A 26,393-nucleotide genomic window follows, 5' to 3' on the forward strand; every position below is an offset into this window, starting at 1 on the left:
GATGACTCGAGTATCCCACAATGACCGGCCCGCTGGTTCCACTTCGGCAACTCGTACTCAAGGTTCACAGTCGCTGCGACCTTGCGTGTGATCACTGTTATGTGTACGAGCACGCCGACCAGAGCTGGGCCTCCAGACCAAAAGTGATCTCGGACGAGGTCATTTCCTGGACGGCGCTGCGTCTGGCGGAACACGCGAAAGCGCACGCCTTGCCTTCCGTGCAGGTCATCCTGCACGGAGGCGAGCCGCTTCTGGCCGGTCCGGCACGCTTACGCCGTCTCTGCGAAGAACTACGGGGCGCTCTGGACGGCGTGTCCCGGCTGGATTTACGGATTCACACCAACGGCGTTCAGCTGAGCCCCCGCTTTCTCGATCTCTTCGCGGAATTCGACGTCCGGGTGGGAATTTCCCTGGACGGCGACCGTGCCGCCAATGATCTGCACCGGCGTTATGCCACTGGACGCAGCAGCTATGACAAGGTGCTGGCGGCCCTTTCTCTGCTCCGCCAGGAACGCTACCGCCACCTGTACGCGGGCCTGCTCTGCACCGTCGACGTACGCAACGACCCGGTCGCCGCCTATGACGCGCTGGCCGCTCAGGACCCGCCGCGGATCGACTTCCTGCTGCCGCACGCCACCTGGGACGAACCGCCCCTGCGTCCGCACGGGGCCGGGACCCCGTACGCGGACTGGCTGACGGCCGTACACGACCGGTGGGAGGCTCAAGGGCGCCCGATGCCGGTGCGGTTGTTCGACTCGATCATCAGCACCCTCGGCGGCGGCCCGAGCCTCACCGAGGCCATGGGGCTCGCGCCGGCCGATGTCGTGGTGGTCGAGACCGACGGAACGTTCGAGCAGGCGGACTCCCTCAAGACCGCCTTCGACGGGGCACCGGTCACCGGAGAGGACGTCTTCCGCCACACCCTCGACGACGTGGCGCGCCATCCGGGCATCATCGCCCGGCAGCAAGGGCTTGCGGGACTGAGCGAGACATGCAGGTCCTGTCCGGTCGTGCGCTCCTGTGGGGGCGGGCTCTACGCCCACCGATATCGCGGCGACGGCACGGAGTTTGACAATCCGTCAGTGTTTTGCGCGGACCTCAAGGCGCTGATCCGCTCCATCGACGCCCGCACCGGTGCCGGTGCCGGAGCCGAACGGCCGGTCGAGGGCTTCGATGCGCTGGCCGACGGCAGCGACGACGGCACCGCCGTGGGGGAGTTGGCGCGAGCGCGGCAGGAGGTCACCCGCGAGCTGCTGGCCATGCTCGGTCAAGAGGCCGACGACGAGAGCGAGTTGTGGGCCGCCTCGTGGCGTACGGCGCTCGACGTCGGCCGACGGGACAGCGCACTTCTGTCACCGCTGCTCTCCCATCCCTATACGCGAACCTGGGCCGTGCGCTGTCTCGACGGCGCCGCCCCGGCCGACCATCTGGCCGCCCTCGTGGCGGCCGCCACGCTGCCCGCCGGTGCCGTCGACCGGATCACGGTGCCGGTGTGTGACGGCTTCGCGCACCTCCCGGGACTGGGGCGGCTGCGTACCGGTACCGGCGCGTCGACCGTCGAGTTGACGGCGGACCGGATCGGCGGCCCTGGCTGGGAGCCCCTGCGATGGCTGCGGACCGACGGGCTGGAGGTCGCGCTCGACGACATCGCCCCGTACCGCGACTGCCATGGCGCCCCCGTCACCGGGCGGCTGACGGACAAGGAGGCCGAGCAGTGGCGGCATGTGCTGCCGCAGGCCTGGGCGTCGATCCGCAAGGCGCTGCCCGGCCCGGCCCGCGCCATGGCCGCCGCAGTACAAGTCGTGACACCGCTCGCCGCACCGGCGGACCCTCACCGGACCTCGGCCGGCGGGGGGTTCGCGGCGCTCGGGGCGTTCCCGCACCAAGACCCCGTACGGCTCGCCGCCGACCTGGTGCGCGGGTTCCGGCTCGGCGTCCTGGACGCCCTGCTCGATGTGTGCGACCTGTACGACGAGACCGACACGCGCACCGGCGACCTGCTCGCCGACAGCTTTGCGCGCACGGCTACCGACGCCCTGCTCGCCGACCCCGAGGCGTTCCTTCGGACCCGGGCCCAGCTGGACGAGCTGTCCGACGCGCCTTCGCTGACCGCACTCGGCCGCCGGTTCGCCGACGGGATGCGGCGGAGCGCCCGATGAGCGCGGCCGGACTCCACGCCGACGACCTCGACGCCCTGGGCGTGCGCGCGGGCGCCACCCTGCTGGTGCACGCCTCCCTGCGCCGCGTCGGCGTGCCCGCGGACACCGTGGTGGGCGAACTGCGCGACGTTCTCGGCCCGGACGGCACGCTGGTCGTCCCGGCGTTCACCGCAGGCAACTCCGACACCTCACCGGAGTACCACAGCCACATCCAGGGCATGACGGACAGTCAACTATCGGCCTACCGCGCGCAGATGCCGCCCTTCGACCTCCACCACACCCCCTCGCTGGGCATGGGGCGCCTGGCCGAGGCCGTGCGCCGCAGCCCGGACGCGGTGCGCAGCGGCCATCCCCAGACGTCGTTCGCCGCTGTCGGCACCCGTGCCGGGCACCTGATGGCGGACCACGACGAGGAATGCCACCTGGGCGAGAGCTCGCCGCTCGCCCGGTTGTACGCCGCCGATGCCCGGGTGCTGCTGATCGGGGTCGGCTACGCGGTGTGCAGCGCCTTCCACCTCGCCGAGTACCGGATTCCGGACCCGCCCCGACGGGAATACCGCTGCGTCGTGCTGAGGGACGGCCGGCGCCATTGGATGTCGTACAAGGACGTCGACCTGGACGACAGCGACTTCGGTGCCCTCGGCGCCGCGTACGAGGCGCACGATGCCGTTCTTCCCGAGCCCGCCGTGCGGCACGGCCGGCTCGGAGCCGCGCGGCTGACGTCGCTGCCGCTGCGGGCTGCGGTGGACTTCGCCACCGGATGGCTGGCCGGAAAACGCCCCCGCCCGGACGATACGGAGCGGCTACAAAACGAGTCCGGCTTCCTACACTGAGTGTCCACGCTCCGGGGGAGGGGGCGGGATCGGGGGATCAATGTGGAGCCGACGGCAGCGTTACGGGCGGACGCGACCGCCCCGTACTTTTTCCTCAGTTACGCCCACACCCCCAGGGACGAGACCGATGAAGGCGATCCCGACCACTGGGTGCACCGGCTCTACCGCGACCTGTGCGATCACATCCGGCACCTGACCACCGTGCCGGTCGGCGCGGCCGGATACATGGACCGCTCGATGCGGGCGGGCCAGCTGTGGACGACCGAACTGGGTGATGCGCTCGCCGCCTGCCGGGTGTTCGTGCCGTTGTACTCGCCGCGCTACTTCCACAGCTCCTGGTGCGGCAAGGAGTGGAGCGCCTTCGCGAGGCGGCCCGCCCGGTTCCGGACCGAGGGCCGCAGGGGCACACCCGGCGCGATCGTGCCGGCCCTGTGGGCACCGGTCGAGGACCACCAACTCCCCGATCCCGTCAAGGACATCCAGTACGCGCACCCCGAACTCGGCGACCGCTACCGCGACTTCGGGCTGTACGGCCTGATGAAGCTCAGCTCCCACCGCCGCCACTACCAGAAGGCCGTGTGGGAACTGGCCCGGCGCATCATCGAAGTCGGCAAGCACGTCAACGTCGAACCGGGGGAGTCCACTTCCTGGGACACGGAGACGGACGCCTTCGCACCCCTGCGGAGCCGGCGCATGCTGCGCATCACCGTGGCCGCCGGCTCTCTGGACCGTCTGCCCGAGGGACGCAGCCGCGACTACTACGGCCCTACGGCGCTCGACTGGAACCCCTTTCGGCCCGAATGCCCCAGACCCCTCGCCGAGCTGGCCGCCGAGATCGCCGAACGCCTGGAGTTCCGGCCCGACCTCCAGGCGTTCGACACCTGGCACAGCGAGGCTGGGGGTACCCCCTCTGGGGGAGGATCTCCCGACGCGACCGGCCCGGAGATCGTGCTGCTCGACCGCTGGGTGCTGCGCGATCCCGAACAGCGCACCCGGCTCGGCAAGTTCGACGCGAGCCACCGCCCGGCGACCGGGCTCATGGTGCCGTGGAACGACGACGACCCGGACAGCGAGGACGCCCGGCAGGCACTGACCGCCGAGGCGGAGGCGACCCTGCCGCGCACCATCAGCCAAGGCCAGCAGGCCAGCAGGCTCGCCGTCCGCGGCATCCCCGACCACGAGTCCTTCGACGATCTGCTGCCGCGGGTCGTGCAGTGGGCCGCCACCCGACATCTCAAGCACGCGCCCGCCCAGCCGCCCTCGGGCGAGGGGACCCCGCGCTTCCGGCTGAGCGCCGTGGGGGACCAGGACAGCCAGTCACCGGTGCACCGCCCGCATGCCGAGGAGGAAGACCGCGATGAGCAGCCTTGACCGACCGGACGACCTGGGTGGCCAGGTCGTGACGTTCTACTCGTACAAGGGCGGCACCGGCCGGACCATGGCCCTCGCCAACACCGCCTGGATCCTCGCCGCCAACGGCAAGCGCGTCCTCGCCGTGGACTGGGACCTGGAGGCGCCCGGCCTGCACCGCTTCTTCCATCCCTTCCTCGACCCGGGGACCGTCGGCGCCACCACCGGCGTCATCGACCTGCTCACCGAGTACGCCTGGGCGGCCGCCGACAACACCGCCGGGACCGAGCACCGGGCCCCGGACTGGCACCGCCGCTACGCCCGCATCCAGCGTCACGCCGTCTCCCTGGACTGGCCGTTCCCCGAACCGGGCACCCTCGACCTGGTCTCCGCCGGCCGGCAGAACCGCGACTACTCGGCGATCGTCTCCACCTTCGACTGGGACAACTTCTACGAACACCTCGGCGGCGGCCAGTTCTTCGACGCGTTACGCGACGACATGCGGCGCCACTACGACTACGTCCTCATCGACAGCCGCACCGGTCTGTCCGACATCGCCGACATCTGCACCGCCCACCTGCCCGACGTCCTCGTCGACTGCTTCACCCTCAGCGACCAGAGCATCGACGGTGCCGCAGCGGTCGCCCGGCACATCGACGAACGCTTCCGCCGCCGCCGTATCCGCATCGTGCCCGTCCCGATGCGCATCGACGAGGGTGAGAAGGAGAAGGCCGATGCGGGCCGATCCCTCGCCCGCGCGAAGTTCGACGGATTTCCCTCCGGTATGACGGAGTCCCAACTCGCCGGCTACTGGGGCTCGGTGGAGATCCCGTACCGGCCCTACTACGCCTACGAGGAGACCCTCGCGACCTTCGGTGACGAGGCCGGAATCGCAGGCTCGCTGCTCGCGGCCTTCGAGCGGCTCACCGGAGTCGTCACCAACCAGGCCGTCAGAGCGCTGCCCCGGATGGACGAGGAGGTGCGCCTCGGCATCAAGCAGGCGTTCACCCGCAGCCGTTCGGCGCTCCCGGCCGACCTGCAGCTCAGCTATGTGTCCGAGGACCGGATATGGGCCGACTGGATAGCCGCGGTGCTGACCCGGGCCGGTTACCGGGTGGAGCTGAAATTCGTCGGTGGCGAGGGCGACGGAGCCGAGAAGCCCGCCGACCGCACGGTGGTCGTGCTCTCCGCCGCCTACCAGCGCTCCGCGCGCGCCCGCCAGGTGTGGGACGCCGCGACCGCCGGCGCTCCCTCCGGCCGCCGCCAGGTGGTCGCGGTCCGGGTCGGCGACGTCCGTTCGGTGCCGGCGTTCAGCGAGTGGGGGTCGGCCGACCTGGTGCGGCTGGACGAGACACAGGCCCACGGCGTGCTGCTGCGCGCTCTGGGCAAGCCCGCCCTGCCTGCCGAGCGCCAGGCCGACGGGCCGCCCACCGAGGCCCGTTTCCCGGTCACCGTGCCCAAGTACTGGAACGTCTCGCCCCGCAACGCCTCCTTCACGGGCCGCAGTGCCCTGCTGGAGAAGCTGCGCGACAGCCTCGGCTCCAGCACCACCAGCGTCTCCCCCGCGCCGTACGCCCTCTACGGTCTCGGCGGGGTGGGCAAGACTCAGATCGCGCTGGAGTACGTGTACCGATTCGCCCCCGACTACGACCTGGTGTGGTGGATCCCCTCCGAGCGGAACGAGCTCGTCATCTCCTCCCTCGCCGAGCTCGGCGCCCGCCTCGGCTTGCGGGTCGGCGACGAGGCCGCGCAGGCCGCGCAGGAGGTGTGCGACCATCTGCGCCAGTCCGGCTCCACACTGAACTGGCTGCTGGTCTTCGACAACGCGGACGAGCCGCAGGAGGTCAGCCGGTACTTCCCCGGCGGCAACGGCCATGTGCTGGTCACCTCCCGCAACCAGGGCTGGTCGCAGAACTTCGGGGCCATCGAGGTCGACCTCTTCCTTCGCGAGGAGAGCGTCGAGCACCTGCTGCGCCGGGCCGCCGGCCTCAGCGCCGAGGACGCCGACCGGGTCGCCGCGGCGGTCGGCGACCTGCCTCTCGCCCTCGACCAGGCCGGCGCCTGGCTGGCCGAGACCGTCACCTCGGTCGACACCTACCTGGCGGAACTGGAACAACAGGCCGAACTCGTCCTGTCGTTCAGCCAGCCCGCCAACTACCCGAAGCCGGTGGCGGCCACCTGGAACGTCTCCATCGAGCGGCTCAAGGAACGTTCCCCGGCCGCCGTACGGCTGCTGCAGCTGTGCGCCTTCTTCGCCGCCGAGCCGATCTCCAGGGACCTGCTCTACGGCGACGAGATGATCCGCGAACTCGCCAAGAACGACCCCTCGCTGAGGGAGCGGATGGTCCTCGGCCGGGTGATCCGGGAGATCGGCCGCTTCGCCCTGGCCAAGGTGGACCGGGCCACCCGGTCCATCCAGGTCCACCGCCTGGTCCAGGCCGTGATCCGCTCCCAGCTGAGCCCCCGGGAGCAGGAGGAGGCGCAGCATGTCGTGCACCGCATCCTGGCCGGCCACCGCCCCAAGGGAGAGGAGCCGATCGACGACGACGATCCCGACAACCGCGCCAAGTTCACCGTCATCTGGCCGCATCTGGAGGCGTCCGAGGCCAGCAGGTGCGACGAGCCGGAGACGCGGCAGCTGCTCATCGACCGGGTGCGCTATCTGTGGAAGCGCGGTGACCTCAACGCCGCCCTCGCCCTGGGCCAGGAACTGCGGACCGCATGGGAGGAACTGCTGAACGCGCGGCGCGGGGAGCTCGCCGAGCTGGAGAAGGTCGCCGAAGAGAGGACCCGGACCGGCCGGGCGGACGACGACGACCTCGAGGAGCGCGCCAAGCAGGAGAGCTATGTCGTCAACCTGCACTCCCAGATCTTGTACCTGAGTTCCAACATCGCCAATGTGCTGCGCTCGCTGGGCAAGTATGTGGAGGCGGAGCGACTGGGCTCGGACACCCTGGCCCGCCAGCGAGTCCTGCTGGTCGCCGACCACCCGTACATCTTCATGACCAGCAGTGGTCTGGCCATGGACCTGGGCAGCATCGGCCGTTTCGGGGAGGCCCTGGAACTGGCCATCGAGGCCTACAACGGCTTGAAGGAGAGCCTCGGCGAGGATCATCCGCGCACCCTTTTCGCCAACAACAACCGGGCCGTCTGTCTGCGGCTGCTCGGCCGCTACGCGGAGGCCCGTGACGTTGACGAGGAGATCTACGACCGCCGGCGCAACGACCTGGAACTGGGCAGCGAGCATCCGCACAGTCTGATCAGTGCCACCAACCTGGGCCGTGACCTGCGCGAAACGGGGGAGTACGCCACTTCGATCTCGCTGCTGCGCAGCAGCTACGAGGCCTATCAGCGGCTGTTCGGCGAGACCTACCCGGAAACCCTCCGGACCGCCAAGAGTCTCGCCGTCTCCCTGCGCAAGGCCGGAAGGGTCACGGAGGCCCGGGCGCTCACCCACCAGACCCGCGAGTACTACCGCACCCGGGAGATCCCCACCACGACCCCCGACGTCCTGGACTGCACCCTCAACTACGCCACCGACCTGTACGCCACCGGCGCCCGCGAGGAGGCCCTCGCCCTCGCCCAGGAGATCGTGCCCCAGTACCGGAAAGCACCCGGCGTGCGGCACCCGGCGACGCTCGCCGCCGCCAACAACCTCGGCATCTTCCTGCGCGGCTCGGGCGAGGTGGGCAAGGCGCGGACGGTGTTGGAGGAGAACCTGGCCACGCTGCGCGAGGTGCTCGGCGAACGCCACCCCTACAGCCTGGCGTGCGCCGTCAACCTCGCCAACGTACTGGCGGAACTGGATGCGTTGGTCGTGGTGGAGCAACTGGAACGGATGGCCGTCGCCGGATTCCAGGCGGGTCTCGGGCACGGCCACCCGGACACCGTCGTCGCGCGTGCCAACCTGGCCGTCACCCTGAAGACGCTGGGCCGGACCGCGGAGGCCGAGGAGCTCAAGAAGAGCACCCTCGCCGAACTGGCCCAACTCCTCGGCGAGGAGCACCCGCACGTGGCAACCGTCCGCGAGGGCAAACGCATCCACCGCGACCTGGAGCCCCTGCCGGTGTAAGCAGCGATGCGCTCAGTGCTGGTCCACGCTCGCCACCGGCTGGCGACCGCCCAGCAGCCAGGTCACGATGTCCGGCAGCACACGCAGCGCCCCGAAGTGCGCGGCGGCCGGCTGCAGGATGGCCGTCACGCTGGGGATCCGGGCGGCCAGCCAGCGGGTGTGGCTGGGCGGGGAGAAGACGTCCTGCTCCCCGTGCCAGAGCAGCACCGGCACGAAGATGTCGGCCGGGTTGAACCCCCAGGGGCTGCAGAACGACAGCGCGTCGTCCACCCAGCCGTCGGCCGACACCCTGAGCGCCTCGCGGTAGTTGCGCAGCAGCATGGCCCGCACCCCGGCGTCCGCGACCACCCGGAGGTCGGACTCGGTGAGGTCCCGGCGCAGCTGTGCCAGCAACCGCACCGGGTCCGAGCGGATGGCGACGGACCGTTTGCGCAGGCTGGCCGCGAGCCGGTCGGGGCCGGCGAGGGCCTTGGAGTACTCGTTGACGTTGGAGGCCGCCATCCCGGCGAACCAGTCGAGGCCGTCCGCGTCGCGTGGGGCCAGGCTCACCAGGACGGCGACCCGGGTCACCCGGTCGGGCAGCAGGGCGGCGCAGGCGAGCGCGTGCGGTCCGCCGCCGGAGCGGCCGACCACGGCGAAGCGCTCGATGCCGAGGGCGTCGGCGACGGCGGCGACATCGGCCGCGACATGCGCGACGGACCGCCCGGGCAACGGGTCCGAGGATCCGTAGCCCGGGCGGTCGTAGGTGATGAGCCGGACCCGCTGGTGGTAGAGCAGCATGGGCCGGGGCGCCGGGCCGAGTCTGCTGCCGGGGGTGCCGTGCAGCAGGAACACCGGAAAACCGCCCAGATCACCGGAGATCTCGACGGCTAATCGGCGTCCGTCCCCCGTGTACACGTCTTTGAGCATGCGCGGTCTCCCCTCGAAGCCCCCGCCCGCAGTGGCATGCCGTGTGGTCGTGCAACGGCAATTCCCCATCGTGCCCCAGATCATCCCGATGTGCGGGTGTTTCCGGCTTCTGGCGGGTCAATGACAGCCAGGTGACGCGGAGTTGTCGCTTCGGCCGCCGAAATCGCTCAGTCGGCGACCTGCTTGTACGCGTACACGGCCGTCGCCACCGCGCACACCCCCGGCGGGATCATCTGCGCCCGCAGGGTGCCGCTGTTCGCGTCGTAGTCGATGCCCTCCGTCTCGAAGGTGCCCGTGCACACGCTGCGCTGGGGCAGGGCGAACAGGCTCTTCACCGTGCCGGTGATCGGCTGACCGTCCAGCTTTCGCGGCAGGTCCACCTGGAGCAGCGGGCGGATCTGAGGGAAGAACGTCCCCGTGGCGTCGTTCGAGGCGCACAGCAGCCGCGTGTCCGTCACGAAGTCGCAGCCCTGGATGTCGCGCACCGGCTTGTCCAGGGTGATCTGCCAGGCCTCCTTGAGGTCCCCGCCCGTGGGCGGGGTGGCCGGGTTGAGCAGCGGAGCGGGGAAGACCTGGAGCCTCTTCTGCTCGCCCCACTCGCCCGACACCAGCCACTGGGCGTCGGGCGAGACGGTGGCGAAGGAGTTGTTCAGCTTCTCGCCCGGGTTGAGCTGATGGACGTACTCGTAGCGCTTCCCGGCCGGGGTCGTCACCGCGAACATCTTGGATGTGGCCGTGTCCGGGCCCTGGTAGGCGTCGAAGGCGTGGCCGCGGGCGATGTCCGGGTCGCCGATGTGGTTCCAGCCCTTGATCCGCAGGTCCAGGGGGATGGAGGCGAGCCCGCGGTACAGCAGGGAGCCGTCCGCGCGGCTCGCCAGGCCCTGCCCGCCGCCCAGCGTGTCCGTGTACGCCGTGCCGCTCTCGGACCAGTGCGGGTCACCGGCGGCGGACGCCATCCCCGCACTGAGGGCGAGTGCCCCCAATAAGCAACCGGAGGTGAGGAAATGACGTCTCATCAGGCTCCTGCCACGTCGACGAATACCGGGTTCGAATAGAACCACGTATCCGCCCACGGGTCACCGTTTCCGGGCTCGTGCGGGATCGGCCCGTGCGGGTCGACCGACGCGCCGAGGTAGCCCGCGCCGTGGCGGTTGCCGTCGCTGCCGCGCAGCCGGACGTAGAAGGACTCGTCGCCTGCGGTCAGCGGGACACGCAGGGTGTACGTCCCCTTGCGGCCCGACACGTCCAGGGCGCGCACGACCTTCGTGTCCGGCGCCTGCCAGGTGTCCCGGTCGGCCGCCGGGCCGTGCACCGCGCCCCGGATGACGTCCACGTGCGCCAACTCCGGCAGGATTCCCTGAGGGTTGGGCCGGGAGGCGGTCGTCACGGTGATGGTGAGCGTCAGCTTCTCGCCCTTGCGTACGCGCAGCCTGCCGCCCAGCGTGACACCTTGGCCGAAGTCGCAGTCCCGCTTGAGGCGGATGTCGAGGCCGTCGAGCAGATGCCCGTGGTCCAGCCAGACGCGGCCCGCGCGCAGGCCCGCCATCACCGCGCGGTAGCCGTAGCGGGTGACGCCCACGTGGGTGCGGCTGAACTGGCCCGGCCAGAAGTCGCTGCCCGGCTGCGGGGTGTCGGTGTTCACCGGGTCGGGGAGCTTGCCGGTGGTGTCGAAGTTCTGCCCGGCGGGCCAGTCGCCGTTCTTCCAGGTGTCGAAGACGATGCGGTGGGCGTCGGAGTTCGTGGTGATCGAGAACAGGCGGCCCTCCGCCAGCATCGAGTCCCACAGACCGCCGACCGTCGCGGTCGCCCAGTCGAAGCCGCCGTACGTCAGATACGCCTCCGCCGGATAGCCGGGCCAGGACTGGGCCGACGGCTTGTTCTCGTACTCGCCGCGCATCGAGGTGGCGCCGCGCCAGCCGGGGATGGCCGCGCCCTGGGCGCCGGGCGCGCCCTCCATGCCGATCATGATCTCGGGTGCCGCGTCCCGCCAGCCCCGTATCTCGTGCGGCGAGTCGATACCGAGGCGCATCGGGTGGTTGGCGAGGACGAGGATGTCGTCGACGTAGCCGGTGCGGCGCTGCTCGGCGAGCCACTTGATGCCCTTGACCGCGTGGGCTTCGTTGCGGGCGGTGTCCGCGTCGGCGGCGCCGCCCTTGTCGTAGCCGAGCAGCTTGCCGTCGTAGGCGCTCTCGAACTGCGTGAGCAGGTCGACCTCGTGCGCGCCGGGCGCCGAGAAGACCGTGCAGTGCTCGGCGGCCGGGATATACCACTCCAGGCCCTGGAAGATCAGCTGGCGCGGGTTCTCCGCGCGGGCCTTGCGGATCTCCTCGTGCTCCAGCGCGGCGCCGAACTTGGCGTGCCCGAAGTTGGAGTGCTCGGTGAACACCATCCAGTCGAGGCCGTACTTGGCTCCGGCGGCGGCCAGTTGGGAGAACGTGTACTTGGCGTCGTGGCTGTAGACCGTGTGGATGTGGTGGTCGCCGACGAGGTAGGCGAGGCGCGGGTCGTCGCCGCCGAGACGCCGGTCGCCCGTGGCCGAAGCCGGGGCCGCGGCCGCTGTCGCCGGTACGACCGCGGAGCCCAGCGCGAAGGCGGCGCCGAACAGGCCCGCGCGGTGCAGGAGGCCGCGTCTCGACACGCCCTGCGCGTCGAGGTGGGCGGGGGAGACGGCCGGGTCGGCCCAGGAAGGGAGCTGCTGCTCGGTCACGGTGATCCTCTGGAGGTCAGTGGTTCATGAAGGAGGTGACGGGCAGCGCCCGTTCGACGATACGGACGTCGCCGAGGCGGCCGTACAGGATCTGGTCGATCTTGCCGCCGTACTCGTAGCCGCCGAGCAGCCAGGGCAGGCCGACCGAGGTGAGGCCGATGGTGGTGGCGTGCGGGTTGCGGGCCACCGGGCAGCCCTGGACGTACATCGTGGTGTGTCGGCCGTCGTTGACGACGGCGACGTGCCACCAGGTCTCCCGCGCGGTCTCGTCGCCCCAGTTGGTGACGATGCCCTGATGGTTGAGGGGGCGGACCGCCCACTGCGGGCCGGGCCCGTCGGAGAGGGAGAGCGTGGCGAGCGGCTCGTCGGGGTCGCCCTCCGTCTTGCCGGCGGCCCCGCCCGTACCGGTACGGCTGACCAGACCGGCCCAGGCGTTGTGCGAGGGGTCCCAGCCGGCGGGGACCCGGTAGAACGCCTCGATGGTGTAACCGCTCCTGAACGTGGCCGAGTTGAGCGGGGAGCCGTCGACCGTGCGCAGGTACGCGCCCTTCAGCGGGGACTTGAAGCCCTCGAACTCCAGGCTGCCGTGGCCGGGCTGGTCGGGGTGGTGGTCGGCCGACCAGCCGAGGGTGCCGCCGCCGACGGAGACCACGGTGAGGTCGTTGCCGTTGCCGGACAGGTCACGGACGGTGCCCGACACGGCGGATTCGAAGCGCCAGTAGGCGGCCGTGCCCCGGATCAGCATCTTCGACGCGGGCCGTGCCGGGCGGGCGGGCACCGGGGCGAAGCCGGTGAAGCGCTCCGCGAAGTCGATGTCGACGGAGAACCGGTCGGCGTCGCCGCTGAGCTCGATCTCCTGCCGTTCGAGCTCGCCCAGGCCCTTCTTGGCCCGGCCCAGGATCCACGGGGACACCGTCTCGACGTCGATGACGTTCCGGTCGAGGTCGAAGTGGTAGAGGCGGATCATCGCCGCGCCGCCGAAGTAGCGATTCTGATAGTTCGTCAGGTGCAGGTGGACGTCGTTGCCCGCCGCGTTCTTGCGGACGGCCCGGCCCGCCGGCCAGTAGTGGCCGTTGAGGGTGAGGAAGATCTGGTCGTGGTCCTTGACCAGCTGGTCCCACAGCTGCTGACCGTAGGACGACAACGTGTCGTCCTCGACGACCAGTTCGTGCGTGGTGAGGATGACCGGCGACTTCGGGTGCCGGGCCAGGACGTCCTTCGCCCAGGCATAGCCCTGCGCCGACAGCCGCCAGTCCAGCGCGAGCACCATCCACTCGCGGCCGCCCGCCTTGAACAGGTGGTAGGTGTTGTAGCCGTCCGCGGACGCGCCTCCGAAGGTGGGCTTGCCCTGGAAGCGCTTCGGGCCGAACGTGTCCAGGTACGGCGTCGAGCCGCGCTGGTCGTTCGTGGACGACTTCACGTCGTGGTTGCCGGCCAGGACGCTGTAGCCGACGCCGCGCCGGTCGAGCAGCTCGAACGCCTCGCCGATCGCGGCGCATTCGTCCTTCGCGCCGTTCTCCGTGAGATCGCCGAGGTGGGACAGGAAGACGATGTTCTCCTCCCGGCCGTGCTCCAGCAGATAGCGCAGGGATGCCTCGATCGGGGCGGGGTTGATGCTCGGCCCGTCGAAGAGGTACTGGGTGTCGGGCATCACGGCGAGCGTGAAGCGGCGGCTGTTCGAGTCGGGCCGCCAGTCGCGCGCGGGCGCGGCCTCGGCGACCGCCGGGACGGCGACCGAGGCCGTCGCGGCGGCACCGAGCAGCGCGGTGGCCCGGAGGAAACCGCGTCGTCCGGCGCCGGCCTGCGCGGCCTCGCCCTGGGCATGGTCATGCGAAGTACACACGTGTGCTCCGTGAAGGGTGACAGGGGAGAGGAGGCGTGGGGGGAGTCAGAGAACGCGCAGGGTCCAGCTCCAGCGGTGGATGCCCGGTGCGACGCGGTAGGAGGGGAAGGTGTCGGGGCCGCACGACGCCGTGCCGAGACCCCGGTGCGCCGCGTCGATGTGCACCACACAGCCGGGCCGCGGCACCAGTTCGTCGTGGTGCCCGGCGGTGGCCAGGTCCTCGGCGCGGTAGCGGGTGACGGAGACCTGGCGCGGTTCGTCCAGCGCGACCGAGAGACCGGTGGCGTCCGGCGCCGACAGCGTGAACCGCCGTACGCCGTGCCGGCCGCCGCTCTCCTGCGGACGCAGATAGGGGGTGAACAACTCGTCGACGGGCACGGAGTGATGGCCGACGGGCGCGCCCGTGCTGCGGTCGGGGTACGACTCCCAAGGGCCCTGCCCGAACCACTCCAGCAGGTCGAGCCCCGCGACCGTCTCGAAGACCGTGCCGACCCGCGCCACATCGTGGAACGCCTCCGGCAGCTCGGCCTCCTCCTCGACCCGGACCCCGCCCTCGACGGCCGTGAGCACCTGCCGGTGCCGTACGACGCCGATCGTGCCCGCGTACTCGGCCACCACCGTCACCCGGCCCGCGTCCTCACGCACCGACACGACCTTGCGCACCAGCGCGTCGAGCCCCCAGTCCCGCCAGCGCGGCGCCATCCCGCCCAACTCGTCGTTGTCGGTGGGCGCCCGCCACAGCGAGAGCGCGGGCGCGACCGTCAGCAACGGGTGCACGAGCCGGCCCTCGCCGTCGATCTCCACGCGCCCGTCCACGGCGACGTCCGCGGCCACGGCGGGCCCGCGCAGCCGGATCTGCGGCACGCACACCTCGGTGCCGCGCGGCGCCCACGGCTCGTCCTCGGCCGTCGTCACCCGCAGCGTCAGCCAGGCCTCGCCGCCGTCGCGCGGCACTTCGAAGGGCAGCGGTACGGCGGCCGTCTCGCCGGGGCACAGGTCGGGGAGTTCGGCGGGAGCGGTCAGGGTCCGGCCGTCCGCGAGGACCAACTCCCATACGGCCGCGAGCCAGTTCAGGCCGCGGAAGTGCTGGTGGTTGCCGAGCACGATGCCCTCGTGCTTGAAGCACTCGATGCGCAGCGGCGCCGCGATCTCCCGGTGCTCGTACATCGCGGGCTTGGGCTTGCGGTCGGGAAACACCACGCCGTCCGCGATGAACGCGCCGTCGTGGTCGGGTTCGCCGAAGTCGCCGCCGTACGCCCAGCGGTACCCGGGCGCGGCGACACCGTTGTCATAGAGCCCGGCGCCCCCACGCCCGGCCGGTCTTCCGTCGCTCACGCGTTGCAGAATTCCGTGGTCCCAGAACTCCCAGATGAACCCGCCCTGAAGACCTGGGGTGGCCTCGATGGCGGCCCAGTGGTCGGCCAGCGTGCCGTTGCTGTTGCCCATGGCGTGCGAGTACTCGCACTGGATCAGCGGCCTGGTCTGCTCGCCGGACAGCGCGTGGGCGATGCAGTCCTCCAACGGCGCGTACATCGGACAGGCGATGTCCGAGGCGTCGTCCGTCGCCGCCCAGTCGAGCTTGGCCGCCCCCTCGTACTGGAGGGGCCGGGTCGGATCGTGCCGGCGCACCCAGCCCGCCGCCGCGTCGTGGTTGGCGCCGTAGTCGGACTCGTTGCCCAGCGACCAGATGATGACCGACGGGTGGTTCTTGTCGCGCAGCACCATGCGCGAGACACGGTCCACGAAGGCGTTCAGATAGCGCGGGTCGTCGGCGATCTCGTGGGCGTGGTCGTGGGACTCGATGTCCGCCTCGTCGACGACGTAGAAGCCGAGTTCGTCTGCGAGGTCGTACAGCGTGGGGTCGTTCGGGTAGTGGGCGGTGCGGATCGCGTTGAAGCCGAAGCGTTTGAGCACCAGCAGATCCGCGCGTATGTCGTCATACGACACCGTCCGCCCGGTCAGCGGGTGGAAGTCGTGCCGGTTGACGCCCCGGATGAAGACGCGCTCCCCGTTGACCAGCAGGTCCCGGCCGACGATCTCGACGTCCCGGAAGCCGATCCGGTGGCGGGAGATGTCGGCGACCGTGCCGTCGGCGCGGTGCAGGCGGACGGTCAGGTCGTACAGCTCGGGTGACTCCGCGTTCCAGGTGCGCACCTCGGGGGCCGTGGTCAGCAGCCGGGCCTCGCCGAGGAAGTCGGAGACACGCTCGTCCTCGACGTTGGCGCGGTCGAACTCGGGGTCCTGATCGAGGAGTTGACCGTCCAGCTCCCCGGTGACGTACCACCCCTCGGGCAGCGCACCGCCCGTGTCCCGCACCCGGCAGTCGACCCGCAGCTCACCGCTGTACGGTGCCCGCACGGTGACGTCCGCGAGGTACAGGGGATCCGTCGCGTACAGCAGCACCGAGCGGGTGATCCCGCCGTGCCACCACTGGTCCTGGTCCTCGATGTGCGAGGCGTCCGACCACTTCACGACCGTCAGCCGTACGGTGGCCCGCTCGCCGGGGCGTACGACGCCGGAGAGGTCGAACTCGGCGGCCAGATGGGAGTCCTTGGAGATGCCGACGGGCCGTCCGTCCACGTGCACCAGCAGCACGCTCTCGGCGGCCCCGACCTGGAGCGCGATCCGGCGCCCCGCCCACTCGGCGGGCACGTCCACCTCACGCTCGTACACGCCCGTCGGGTTGGCGGTGGGCGAGCCCGGCGGGAACTCGGGATACGGCATCCGGATGTTGAGGTACTGCGGGAGGTCGGCGGTGTCCTGCATGGTCCAGACACCCGGCACCCGGGCCGAGGACCAGGCACCGCCGACCGGCGCGTCCGGAACCGACAGCAGCTGGAAACGCCAGTCGCCGTCGAGGGGGAGTGCTCCGGAGCGCCGGTCGACGGCGTTCATGGGCAGCCGCCCCCAGGAGGTCACCTCGGGTGCCTCCCAGGGGCGCAGGGCGACCAGGGGATCGGTCGTCATCCGCGGACGGCTCCCTTCGCGAGGTCGCCGATGATCTGCTTGGCGCCGATCGCGAACACGATCAGCAGCGGGATGAGGGCGAGCAGGGCGCCGGTCATCACGATGCCGTAGTCGGTGGTGCCGTGGGTGCCGTTGAGCTGGGAGAGCGCGACCTGGAGGGTCACGTTGTTCGGGTTGGTGAGGGCGATCAGGGGCCAGGCGAAGTCGTTCCACTGGGCCATGAAGGTGAAGATGCCGAGGAAGGCGAGGCCGGGGCGGACCACCGGCAGCGCCACGTGCCAGTACTGGCGCAGGAAGTTCGCGCCGTCGAGCTTGGAGGCGTCGAGCAGCTCGTCGTGGATGGCGGTCTTCATGTACTGGCGCATCCAGAAGATGCCGAAGGCGTTGGCCGCGGCCGGCACGATCAGCGCGGTCATCGAGCCGATCCAGCCGATCTTCGCCATGACGACGAACTGCGGGATGACCGACAGCTGCGCCGGCACCATGAAGATGACCATGAGCAGCCCGAACAGCAGCCCCTTGCCGGGGAACTCGAACTTGGCGAAGACGAAGGCCGCCAGCGAGTCGAAGAGCAGGACCAGGAAGGTCACCGACACCGCGACCAGCAGCGAGTTCCACATCGACCCGAAGAAGTCGACGGCGTCGAAGAGGTTGCGGACGTTCTCCAGGAAGTGCGTGCCCGGCAGCAGCTTCGGCGGGTACGAGAAGATCTCGGACGAGCTGTGCGTCGACATGATCACGGCCCAGTAGAACGGGAAGGCCGAGATCAGTGTGCCGATGATCAGCGGGAGGTGCAGCGCGATCCCTCTGCGGCGGGATCCCTTGATGGAAGCCATGATGCGCGCCCTTCCTAGTCGCCCCGGCGCTGCACGAGGCGCCAGTTGATGATCGAGAAGAGGACGACGACGAGGAAGATGCCCCACGCCACAGCGGCGCCGTACCCGAAGTCGTTGTTGTCGAAGGTCTGCTGGAAGAAGTAGAGGACCATCGTCTGGCCCGAGTGGCCCGGACCGCCCGCGAACGTCGAGTCGTTGGACGAGGTCTGCAGCAGGACCTGCGGTTCGGAGAAGCTCTGCAGGCCCGTGACCGTCGAGACGACGAGCACGAACAGCAGGGTGGGCCGCAGCAGCGGCAGCGTGATCCGGAAGAAGGTCTGGACGGGGCCGGCGCCGTCCATGCGCGCCGCCTCGTACAGGTCGCTCGGGATGGTCTGGAGCCCGGCGAGGAAGATGATGGCGTTGTAGCCGGTCCATTGCCAGGTCATCAGCGCCGCGATGGTGACCTTGATGCCCCACGGCGTGTTCAGCCACGCCACCTGGTCGATCCCCACCGCGTTCAGGACGGCGTTCACCATGCCGGCGTTGGTGGAGAAGATCGAGCCGAAGACGATCGCGATGGCGACGACCGAGGTGACGTTCGGCAGGAAGTACGCGACGCGGTACAGGCCCTTGAACCGGACCGCGGAGTTGAGCATCACGGCCGTGATCATCGCCAGGAAGATCATGGGGAAGGTGGCCAGCGCCCAGATGAGGATCGTGTTGCCGATCGAGTTCCAGAAGTCGCTGTCGCTCAGCAGGTACTGGTACTGCGAGAGCCCGGCCCACTCCATCGAGCCGAGGCCGTCCCAGCGGTGGAAGGACAGGTAGAGCGAGAAGCCGACCGGGAACAGGCCGAAGCCCAGGAAGATCAGGTAGAAGGGGGAAATGGCGGCGTAGAGGTGCCAGTACTTGCGCCAGCCCTTCTTCGGCTGGACCGGGGCGGGCTGTGCCACGGCGGGCGGGGTCTGCTCAAGGACGGCCATCAGTAGCTCACCCCCAGGTGCTTCGCGATGCGACGGCACTTGCTCATGGCGTCACTCCAGGCCTTCTTCGGGTCCTTGCCGAGGACGCCGACGTTCTTGATCTCGTCCTTGAGGGGCTGCCCGAGCGCGATGTCGAACGGGCTGTTGTAGGCGACCACGATCTTCTGCGCGGCGGGTCCGAAGACGTCGGTCGTGACCTGGCCGCCGAAGAAGGGGTCGGGCTCCTGCATCTGCTTCAGGTCGTACGAGGCGGGCGTGGAGGGGAAGAGGCCGGCGTCGACGTAACCCTGCGCCTGGTTGGAGGCGTTGAGGAGCCAGGTGATGATCTCGAAGGCCTGCTCGGGCTCCCGGCACGCCTTGGTGATCGACAGGAACGAGCCGCCGTTGTTGGCGGGCCGCACGGGCATCTGAGCCACCCGCCACTTGCCCTTGGTCTTCGGCACGCCGTTCTTGATGTCGAAGCTGGCCCAGGAGGCGTTCAGCTGGCTCGGCAGCTTGCCGTCCTGGACGGCCGACTGCTGGTCCGGGGTACCGCTGACCAGGTCCGAGACGATCCCGCGCCGCTTGGCCTCCACGGCGAGCGCCCAGGCCCGGCGCACATGCTCCTCGTCGCCGATGAAGTGGCGGTCCTTGTCGACGTACCGCTGCGCGCCCTGCTGTACGACGTTCTCGAAGACCGAGTTGACGTCGGTGAGCAGCTTGGCCCCCGACACGCGCTTGCCCAGCTGCACGCCCGCGTCGAAGAACCTCTCCCAGGTGTTCAGCTCCTTCGACACGTCGTCGGGCTCGTACGGCAGCCCGGCCTTGCGGAAGATCTCGTACTGGTAGTAGTGCGCGACCGGCCCGCAGTCGATCGGGAAACCGACCATCGAGCCGTCGTCGGCGATGCCCTGGTCCCACTTCCAGGACAGGTACTGGCTCTTGTACTTCTCCGCGCCCAGCGTCCGCAGGTCGATGAACTGGTCCGCGTTCGGCAGGTAGGCGGCCATGTCCTCGCCCTTCAGCCCCGCGATGTCGGGGATGTGGGCCCGGCCGGTGATGGTGGTGATGAGCTTCGAGCGGTACTGGCCGCCGATCTGGATGGCATCAAGGTCGACGGAGCTGTCGTAACGCGCCTTGGCGTTCTTCACGACGGTGTCGCTCAGACCGCCGCTCCAGTACCACAGGACCATGTTCCGGCCGGTCGAGCCGGTCGGTACGGCGCAGCCGGACGCCAGGCCGCCGAGGGCCGTGGCGGCCGTACCGGCCAGGCCCGCGCGCAGCAGGCCTCTTCGTGAGAGCCGCACAGCTCCCACCGCCTTTCGGATCTGTTCGGGACTTCGCATGAGCAGGGGCATGTGGGGGATCGGGCAGTGGGGGGAGGTCAGTGCTGCCGTGCGGGTGGGGTGACGGGGGCGTACGCGAGCGGGGGACCGGGGTCCGCCGGGAGCCGGTCCGCGAGGAAGCCGTACGTCTGTTTCAGCACGGGGTCGGTCAGGGAGCGCCACCAGCGGTCGACGCCGTACCAGCCGGGGGCGGCCAGGGCGCCGCCGGCCCGCCCGACGGACAGCCCGGCGGCCAGGACGGCGAACCTGAGCCGTTCCTCCAGGGGCCAGCCGCCCAGCGAGGCCGCGACGAAGCTCGCCCCGAACACGTCGCCCGCGCCCGTCGCGTCGAGGACGTCGACGTCCAGGGCGGGCACCTCCGCGTACTCGCCGGTCACCTGGTCCACGGCGACCGCCCCGTCACCGCCGCGCGTCACCACGGCGACCGGCACCAGCTCGCTGAGCGTCCACAGGGCCGCGACCGCGCTGTCGGTGCGGGTGTACGCCATCGCCTCGGTCTCGTTCGGGAGGAAGGCATGGCACAGGCGGAGTTGGTCGAGCAGGTCGGTGGACCACTGCTGCGTGGGGTCCCAGCCGACGTCGGCGTAGATCTGCGTGCCGTTCGCGGCGGCTTTGGCGAGCCACTCGCGGGGTTCGGCCTCGATGTGCACGAGGGCGGTGCGCGCCTCGGGCGGGTCGCCCATCAGCGCGTCCTGCGAGTACGGGGGCTCCTGGCCGTGGGTGACGAGAGCCCGGTCGTGGTCGTAGGCGAGGGAGACGGTGACCGGGGTGGGCCAGCCCTCCGCCGTGCGGGACAGCGACAGGTCGATGTCCTCCTGGTCGCACAGGACGTCCCGGCAGTACTCGCCGTACAGGTCGTCGCCGAACACCGTGGCCAGCGAGGTGCGCAGGCCGAAGCGGGCGGCGGCCACCGCCAGGTTGGCGATGCCGCCGGGGCCGCAGCCCATGCCGCCCGTCCAGATCTCCTCGCCCGGCGTCGGCGGCTTCCCGAGCCCCGTCAGGACGAGGTCGTAGAAGAGCAGCCCGGTCAGCAGCACATCGGGCCGGTCGTCGTCCACGGTTACGTCCTCTCGTTCGGGACCCGCTCAGCAGAGCTCGTCAAAACTCTTCAATTCGGTGACCGGAATCGTGCGCCGCTCGGAGAGATTGGTCAATACCCGAGCAGAAATGAGCATGGCGATGATTGAAGATGACGAGTAGTGTTCACGGCGTGCTAGCGGAACGACGACACCAACTCATCCTGCGGGCCCTGCGTGCCGGTGGCCCCGCGGCCGTGACCGATCTCTCCGAACAGCTGGGTGTGAGCCCCGCCACGATCAGGCGTGACCTGGTCAAACTCGAGGAGGACGGTCTGCTCACGCGGGTGCACGGCGGCGCCGTCGTGGAGGAGGGCGACCAGCCCTTCGCCGAGGTCGCCGAGATGCGCGTGGCCGAGAAGGACGCCATAGCCGCGCGTGCCGCCGCGATGATCGAAGATGGTCAGTCGGTGCTGCTCGACATCGGGACCACCGCCTTCCGGCTGGCCCGCCAGCTGCACGGCCGCCGGCTCACCGTGATCACCAGCAACCTGGTGGTCTACGAGGAGCTCGCCGACGACGAGGGCATCGAGCTGGTGCTGCTCGGCGGCATGCTCCGGCGCGAGTACCGCTCCCTGGTCGGCTTTCTCACCGAGGACAACCTGCGCCAGCTGCACGCCGACTGGCTGTTCCTCGGCACCAGCGGGGTGCGCCCCGGCGGGCAGGTCATGGACACCACGGTCGTCGAGGTGCCGGTCAAGCGGGCCATGATCAAGGCCGGCGACAAGGTCGTCCTGCTCGCCGACGCGGCGAAGTTCCCCGGGCACGGGATGGCGAAGGTGTGCGGTCCCGAGGAACTGGACGTGGTGGTGACGAACGCGCCGGTCGACACGGCGACGCGGGCCTCTTTGCAGGAGGCGGGCGTCGAGGTCGTCGTGGCGGGAAAGGTGCAAGCGTGAAGCTGACGATTCTGGGCGGCGGAGGATTCCGCGTGCCGCTCGTGTACGGAGCGCTCCTGACGGACCGCGCCGAGGGTCGGGTCACCCATGTCGTACTGCACGACCTGGATGCGCAACGGCTCTCCGCGGTGACCCGGGTGCTCGCCGAGCAAGCGGCCGGCGTGCCCGACGCGCCCGAGGTGACCGCCACCACCGACCTCGACGAGGCCCTGCGCGGCGCCGACTTCGTCTTCTCGGCGATCCGCGTCGGCGGCCTGGAGGGCAGGGCGAACGACGAGCGGGTCGCGCTCGCCGAGGGCGTCCTCGGACAGGAGACGGTCGGCGCGGGCGGCATCGCCTACGGCCTGCGCACCGTCCCGGTCGCCGTCGACATCGCGCAGCGGGTGGCCCGCCTCGCGCCGGACGCCTGGGTCATCAACTTCACCAACCCCGCGGGCCTGGTCACCGAGGCCATGTCCCGCCACCTCGGCGACCGGGTCATCGGCATCTGCGACTCGCCGGTCGGCCTCGGCCGCCGTATCGCCCGCGTGCTCGGCGTGAAGAACCCGGGCGAGGCGTGGATCGACTACGTCGGCCTCAACCACCTCGGCTGGGTCCGCGGCCTGCGCGTCGCCGGCCGCGACGAACTCCCGCGCCTGCTCGCCGACCCCGACCTGCTCGGCTCCTTCGAGGAGGGCAAGCTCTTCGGCGTCGACTGGCTCCGCTCGCTCGGCGCGATCCCGAACGAGTACCTGCACTACTACTACTTCAACCGGGAAGCCGTACGCGCCTACCAGCAGGCCGACAAGACCCGCGGCGCCTTCCTGCGCGACCAGCAGGCCGGTTTCTACGAGCAGATGCGCAACCCGGACGCCGCCGCCCTGGAGGTCTGGGACCGCACCCGCGCCGAGCGCGAGGCCACCTACATGTCGGAGAACCGGGAGACGGCCGGCGCCGGCGAGCGCGACGCCGACGACCTGTCCGGCGGCTACGAGAAGGTGGCGCTCGCCCTGATGCGGGCCATCGCCCGCGACGAACGCACCACCCTGATCCTCAACGTCCGCAACCAGGCCACCCTGTCCGTCCTCGACACGGACGCCGTCATCGAGGTGCCCTGCCTGGTCGACGCCAACGGTGCGCACCCGGTCGCGGTCGCCCCGCTGCCCGACCACGCCACCGGGCTCGTCTGCGCGGTCAAGGCGGTCGAGCGCGAGGTGCTCGCCACCGCCGAGTCCGGCTCCCGGTCGACGGCCGTGAAGGCCTTCGCGCTGCACCCGCTGGTCGACTCCGTGAACGTCGCCCGTCGGCTCGTCGACGGCTACACCGACGTCCACCCCGGTCTCGCGTACCTTAAGTAAGCCCCCTGACGGAAAGCGCTTTCCCGCCAGCGCCAGCTCTCTCTGGAGACCCCTCATGCACGACGAACGCCGCCGCATCGAAGAGCGCGTCGAGCGCCTCCACGACCAGCGCATCAAGCCCGCGACGTACGCGGCCACCGTCCCCTTCGAGGTCGAGGCCTGGCAGGCACCGGGGGAGCCCGTGTCCTTCGAGGAGGCCGCGGCCGCCCGCTACGAACCCTTCGCGATGGACACCCCGTGGGGCCCGCCCTGGGGCACGACCTGGTTCCGCATGCGCGGCCGCGTGCCCGCCGAATGGGCCGGACGCCGCGTCGAGGCGGTCATCGACCTCGGCTTCGTCGGCGACTGGCCCGGCAACCAGGCCGAGGCCCTGGTCCACCTGCCCGACGGCCGGCCCCTGAAGGCGGTCAACCCGCTCAACCAGTACGTGCCGATCGGCAACCCGGTCTCGGGCGGCGAGGAGATCGACTACCTGGTCGAGGCCGCCTCCAACCCGGACATCCTGGCCAACAACTTCGTGGCCCCCACCCCGCTCGGCGACATCCGCACGGCGGGCGACAAGCCCCTCTACACCTTCCAGCGCGCCGACATCGCCGTCCTGGACGAGGAGGTCTGGCACCTCGACCTGGACCTCCAAGTGCTGCGCGAGCTCATGGTCCACCTCGGCGAGCACGAGCCGCGCCGGCACGAGATCATGCACACCCTCGACAAGGCCATGGACACCCTGGACCTGGACGACATCTCCGGCAGCGCCACCGCCGTCCGCGAGATCCTCGCCCCCGTCCTGGCCCGCCCCGCCCACGCCAGCGCGCACACCATCTCCGGCGTCGGCCACGCGCACATCGACTCGGCGTGGCTGTGGCCCATCCGCGAGACCAAGCGCAAGACGTCCCGCACCTTCTCCAACGTGACGTCTTTGGCCGACGAATACGACGACTTCATCTTCGCCTGCTCCCAGGCCCAGCAGTACGAGTGGGTGCGCGACAACTACCCGCACGTCTGGGCCCGCATCCAGGAGTCGGTGAAGAAGGGCCAGTGGGCGCCGGTCGGCGGCATGTGGGTGGAGGCCGACGGCAATCTGCCCGGCGGCGAGGCCATCGCCCGCCAGCTCATCCACGGCAAGCGGTTCTTCATCGAGCACTTCGGCGTCGAGACCAAGGGCGTCTGGCTGCCGGACTCCTTCGGCTACACCGCCGCCTACCCGCAGCTCGCCAAGCTGGCCGGCAACGACTGGTTCCTCACCCAGAAGATCTCCTGGAACCAGACCAACAAGTTCCCCCACCACACCTTCTGGTGGGAGGGCATCGACGGCACCCGCATCTTCACGCACTTCCCGCCGGTCGACACCTACAACGCCCGTTTCAGCGGTGAGGAGATGGACCGCGCGGTCCGCAACTACTCGGAGAAGGGCGGCGGTACGCGTTCCCTCGCCCCCTTCGGCTGGGGCGACGGTGGTGGCGGCCCCACCCGCGAGATCATGGAGCGGGCACGCAGGCTGGCGGACCTGGAGGGCTCGCCCAAGGTCGTCATCGAGCACCCGGACACCTTCTTCGCCACTGCCCGCGAGGAATACCCGGACGCCCCGGTGTGGGTCGGCGAGCTCTACCTGGAGCTGCACCGCGCCACCTACACCTCCCAGGCCCGCACCAAGCAGGGCAACCGGCGCAGTGAACACCGGCTCCGCGAGGCCGAGTTGTGGGCGACGACCGCGGCACTGCACGCGCCGGGCTACGCCTACCCGTACGAGAAGCTCGACCGGCTCTGGAAGACGGTCCTCCTCCACCAGTTCCACGACATCCTGCCGGGCTCGTCCATCGCCTGGGTGCACCGCGAGGCCGAGGCCGAATACGCCCGGGTGGCCGAGGAGTTGGAGGCGCTGACGGCGGAGGCGTTGGCCGCGCTGGGTGGCGGTGAGGCCCGGGTCTTCAACACGAGCCCGTTCGAGCGGGCCGAGGTGGTCCGTACGGCCGAGGACGCACCGGCGTATGTGCAGGTGCCCGCGAGCGGCAGCGCGCCCCTCGCCGCCGCCGAACCCGCGCACCCGGTCACGGTCTCCGGACGTGTCCTCGACAACGGCCTGATCCGGGTCGAGGTGGCGGAGGACGGCACGCTGGCCTCCGTACGGGACCTGCGGGCCGGCCGCGAAGTCCTGGCGGAGAAGGGCAACCTGCTCCGCCTGCACACCGACCTCCCGAACTACTGGGACGCCTGGGACATCGACAAGCACTACAAGAACCGCTTCACCGATCTGCTCGACCCCGAGTCCGTCAAGGTCGTCGAGGAGAGCCCGCTCGTCGGCGCGATCCGCGTCGAGCGGTCCTTCGGCAAGGGCTCGAAGATCACCCAGACGATCACGCTCCGCGCCGACAGCGCCCGAATCGACTTCGAGACCGAGATCGACTGGCACGAGGCCGAGAAGATCCTCAAGGCGGGCTTCCCGGTGGACATCCGTGCCCCGCACTCCTCCGCCGAGATCCAGTTCGGCCACATCCAGCGCCCCACCCACACCAACACCAGCTGGGAGGCGGCCCGCTTCGAGGTCTCCGGCCACCGCTGGGTGCACATCGCCGAGCCCGGCTACGGCGTCGCGGTCATCAACGACTCGACGTACGGTCACGACGTCTCCCGCACGGTCCGCGAGGACGGCGGTACGACGACCAGGGTCAGCCTCAGCCTGGTGCGCGCCCCGCGCGTCCCGGACCCCGAGGCCGACCAGGGCAAGCACCGCTTCACCTACTCCCTGCTGCCCGGCGCGAGCATCGAGGACGCGGTCGCCGAGGGCTACGCGCTCAACCTCCCCCTGCGGGTGGCGGCCTCGGCCGGCGCACCCGAGCCGGTCGTCTCGCTGGACGGCGACGGAGTGACGGTCGAGGCGGTCAAGCTGGCCGACGACCGGTCCGGCGACGTCGTCGTACGCCTCTACGAGTCCCGTGGCGGCCGGGCCACCGGCGTCGTCCGCACCGGCTTCCCGCTCGCGGGCGCCCAGGTGACCGACCTGCTGGAGCGCCCGCTGGAGGAGGACGCGGAGATCACCGCCGACGGCGGGGTCGCGGTCGCCCTGCGCCCGTTCCAGGTCCTCACGCTCCGCCTGAAGCGCGCCGGGGGGAACTGAACC

Annotated in this window: 16 protein-coding genes; 7 read left to right on the top strand and 9 right to left on the bottom strand. The window is 70.4% G+C overall.

All coding sequences use genetic code 11. The features are described 5' to 3' along the window. The first annotated feature begins 20 nt into the window (after positions 1-20). The 4 genes from BLU79_RS13645 to fxsT are packed head-to-tail and all read left to right on the top strand — an operon-like array spanning position 21 to position 8,414. Positions 21-2,159 (top strand): FxsB family cyclophane-forming radical SAM/SPASM peptide maturase, encoded by a 2,139-nt coding sequence (locus BLU79_RS13645; protein ID WP_177001004.1) that lies wholly within the window; start codon positions 21-23, stop codon positions 2,157-2,159. Further along, complete coding sequence (locus BLU79_RS13650) at positions 2,156-2,992, top strand: AAC(3) family N-acetyltransferase (protein WP_093905966.1); 837 nt, start codon at positions 2,156-2,158, stop codon at positions 2,990-2,992. The genes BLU79_RS13645 and BLU79_RS13650 overlap by 4 nt, the downstream gene beginning before the upstream one ends. A 42-nt stretch (positions 2,993-3,034) precedes the next feature. Beyond that, the gene (locus BLU79_RS13655; protein ID WP_093905967.1) at positions 3,035-4,363 is read left to right on the top strand and encodes a TIR-like protein FxsC; all 1,329 of its coding nucleotides are present in this window, start codon (positions 3,035-3,037) and stop codon (positions 4,361-4,363) included. After that, positions 4,350-8,414: an FxSxx-COOH system tetratricopeptide repeat protein gene (gene fxsT / locus BLU79_RS13660; protein WP_107489293.1), complete on the top strand. Its 4,065-nt coding sequence runs from the start codon at positions 4,350-4,352 to the stop codon at positions 8,412-8,414. Before BLU79_RS13655 ends, fxsT begins: the two co-directional genes overlap by 14 nt. 12 nt (positions 8,415-8,426) lie before the next feature. Here the strand turns inward: fxsT and BLU79_RS13665 are convergent, their stop codons facing one another. The 9 genes from BLU79_RS13665 to BLU79_RS13705 form a co-directional block, all read right to left on the bottom strand. Beyond that, on the bottom strand, positions 8,427-9,323 hold the full coding sequence (locus BLU79_RS13665; protein WP_093905968.1) for an alpha/beta fold hydrolase: 897 nt from the start codon (positions 9,321-9,323) through the stop codon (positions 8,427-8,429). A gap of 167 nt (positions 9,324-9,490) precedes the next feature. Next, positions 9,491-10,339: a hypothetical protein gene (locus tag BLU79_RS13670; protein WP_093905969.1), complete on the bottom strand. Its 849-nt coding sequence runs from the start codon at positions 10,337-10,339 to the stop codon at positions 9,491-9,493. Next, the gene (locus tag BLU79_RS13675; RefSeq protein WP_093905970.1) at positions 10,339-12,030 is read right to left on the bottom strand and encodes a PHP domain-containing protein; all 1,692 of its coding nucleotides are present in this window, start codon (positions 12,028-12,030) and stop codon (positions 10,339-10,341) included. Before BLU79_RS13675 ends, BLU79_RS13670 begins: the two co-directional genes overlap by 1 nt. 16 nt (positions 12,031-12,046) lie before the next feature. Continuing rightward, positions 12,047-13,873 (bottom strand): LamG-like jellyroll fold domain-containing protein, encoded by a 1,827-nt coding sequence (locus tag BLU79_RS13680; protein WP_093905971.1) that lies wholly within the window; start codon positions 13,871-13,873, stop codon positions 12,047-12,049. 45 nt (positions 13,874-13,918) lie between these two features. Continuing rightward, positions 13,919-16,840 (bottom strand): glycoside hydrolase family 2 TIM barrel-domain containing protein, encoded by a 2,922-nt coding sequence (locus BLU79_RS13685; protein WP_093905972.1) that lies wholly within the window; start codon positions 16,838-16,840, stop codon positions 13,919-13,921. Further along, positions 16,837-17,676, bottom strand: a complete 840-nt coding sequence (locus BLU79_RS13690; protein ID WP_093905973.1) for a carbohydrate ABC transporter permease — start codon at positions 17,674-17,676, stop codon at positions 16,837-16,839. The genes BLU79_RS13685 and BLU79_RS13690 overlap by 4 nt, the downstream gene beginning before the upstream one ends. 14 nt (positions 17,677-17,690) lie before the next feature. Beyond that, a complete protein-coding gene (locus tag BLU79_RS13695; RefSeq protein WP_093905974.1) occupies positions 17,691-18,641 on the bottom strand; it encodes a carbohydrate ABC transporter permease in 951 nt (316 codons plus the stop codon). Further along, a complete protein-coding gene (locus BLU79_RS13700) occupies positions 18,641-19,927 on the bottom strand; it encodes an extracellular solute-binding protein (RefSeq protein ID WP_093905975.1) in 1,287 nt (428 codons plus the stop codon). The genes BLU79_RS13695 and BLU79_RS13700 overlap by 1 nt, the downstream gene beginning before the upstream one ends. A 77-nt stretch (positions 19,928-20,004) precedes the next feature. Next, positions 20,005-21,024, bottom strand: coding sequence for a carbohydrate kinase family protein (locus tag BLU79_RS13705; protein ID WP_093905976.1), 1,020 nt, complete (start codon positions 21,022-21,024; stop codon positions 20,005-20,007). Positions 21,025-21,176: 152 nt separating this feature from the next. On the opposite strand from BLU79_RS13705, the gene BLU79_RS13710 reads away from it, so the two are divergent. Genes BLU79_RS13710 through BLU79_RS13720 form a run of 3 tightly spaced genes read left to right on the top strand, consistent with a single transcriptional unit; the run spans position 21,177 to position 26,390 of the window. After that, on the top strand, positions 21,177-21,941 hold the full coding sequence (locus BLU79_RS13710; RefSeq protein ID WP_093905977.1) for a DeoR/GlpR family DNA-binding transcription regulator: 765 nt from the start codon (positions 21,177-21,179) through the stop codon (positions 21,939-21,941). Then, positions 21,938-23,278, top strand: a complete 1,341-nt coding sequence (locus BLU79_RS13715; RefSeq protein WP_093905978.1) for a 6-phospho-beta-glucosidase — start codon at positions 21,938-21,940, stop codon at positions 23,276-23,278. Before BLU79_RS13710 ends, BLU79_RS13715 begins: the two co-directional genes overlap by 4 nt. Before the next feature lie 55 nt (positions 23,279-23,333). Then, entirely contained in the window at positions 23,334-26,390 is a 3,057-nt protein-coding gene (locus BLU79_RS13720) for an alpha-mannosidase (protein ID WP_093905979.1), read from the top strand. Positions 26,391-26,393: the final 3 nt, after the last annotated feature.

The sequence above is a fragment of the Streptomyces sp. cf386 genome (assembly GCF_900103585.1).
Classification (GTDB): Bacteria; Actinomycetota; Actinomycetes; order Streptomycetales; family Streptomycetaceae; genus Streptomyces.

What these genes read in the sequence shown, in the direction of transcription:
- BLU79_RS13645 (WP_177001004.1), top strand. Translation starts at nt 21, where the DNA reads ATGACCGGCCCGCTGGTTCCACTTCGGCAACTCGTACTCAAGGTTCAC.
- BLU79_RS13650 (WP_093905966.1), top strand. Translation starts at nt 2,156, where the DNA reads ATGAGCGCGGCCGGACTCCACGCCGACGACCTCGACGCCCTGGGCGTG.
- fxsT (WP_107489293.1), top strand. Translation starts at nt 4,350, where the DNA reads ATGAGCAGCCTTGACCGACCGGACGACCTGGGTGGCCAGGTCGTGACG.
- BLU79_RS13665 (WP_093905968.1), bottom strand. Translation starts at nt 9,323, where the DNA reads ATGCTCAAAGACGTGTACACGGGGGACGGACGCCGATTAGCCGTCGAG.
- BLU79_RS13670 (WP_093905969.1), bottom strand. Translation starts at nt 10,339, where the DNA reads ATGAGACGTCATTTCCTCACCTCCGGTTGCTTATTGGGGGCACTCGCC.
- BLU79_RS13685 (WP_093905972.1), bottom strand. Translation starts at nt 16,840, where the DNA reads ATGACGACCGATCCCCTGGTCGCCCTGCGCCCCTGGGAGGCACCCGAG.
- BLU79_RS13690 (WP_093905973.1), bottom strand. Translation starts at nt 17,676, where the DNA reads ATGGCTTCCATCAAGGGATCCCGCCGCAGAGGGATCGCGCTGCACCTC.
- BLU79_RS13695 (WP_093905974.1), bottom strand. Translation starts at nt 18,641, where the DNA reads ATGGCCGTCCTTGAGCAGACCCCGCCCGCCGTGGCACAGCCCGCCCCG.
- BLU79_RS13720 (WP_093905979.1), top strand. Translation starts at nt 23,334, where the DNA reads ATGCACGACGAACGCCGCCGCATCGAAGAGCGCGTCGAGCGCCTCCAC.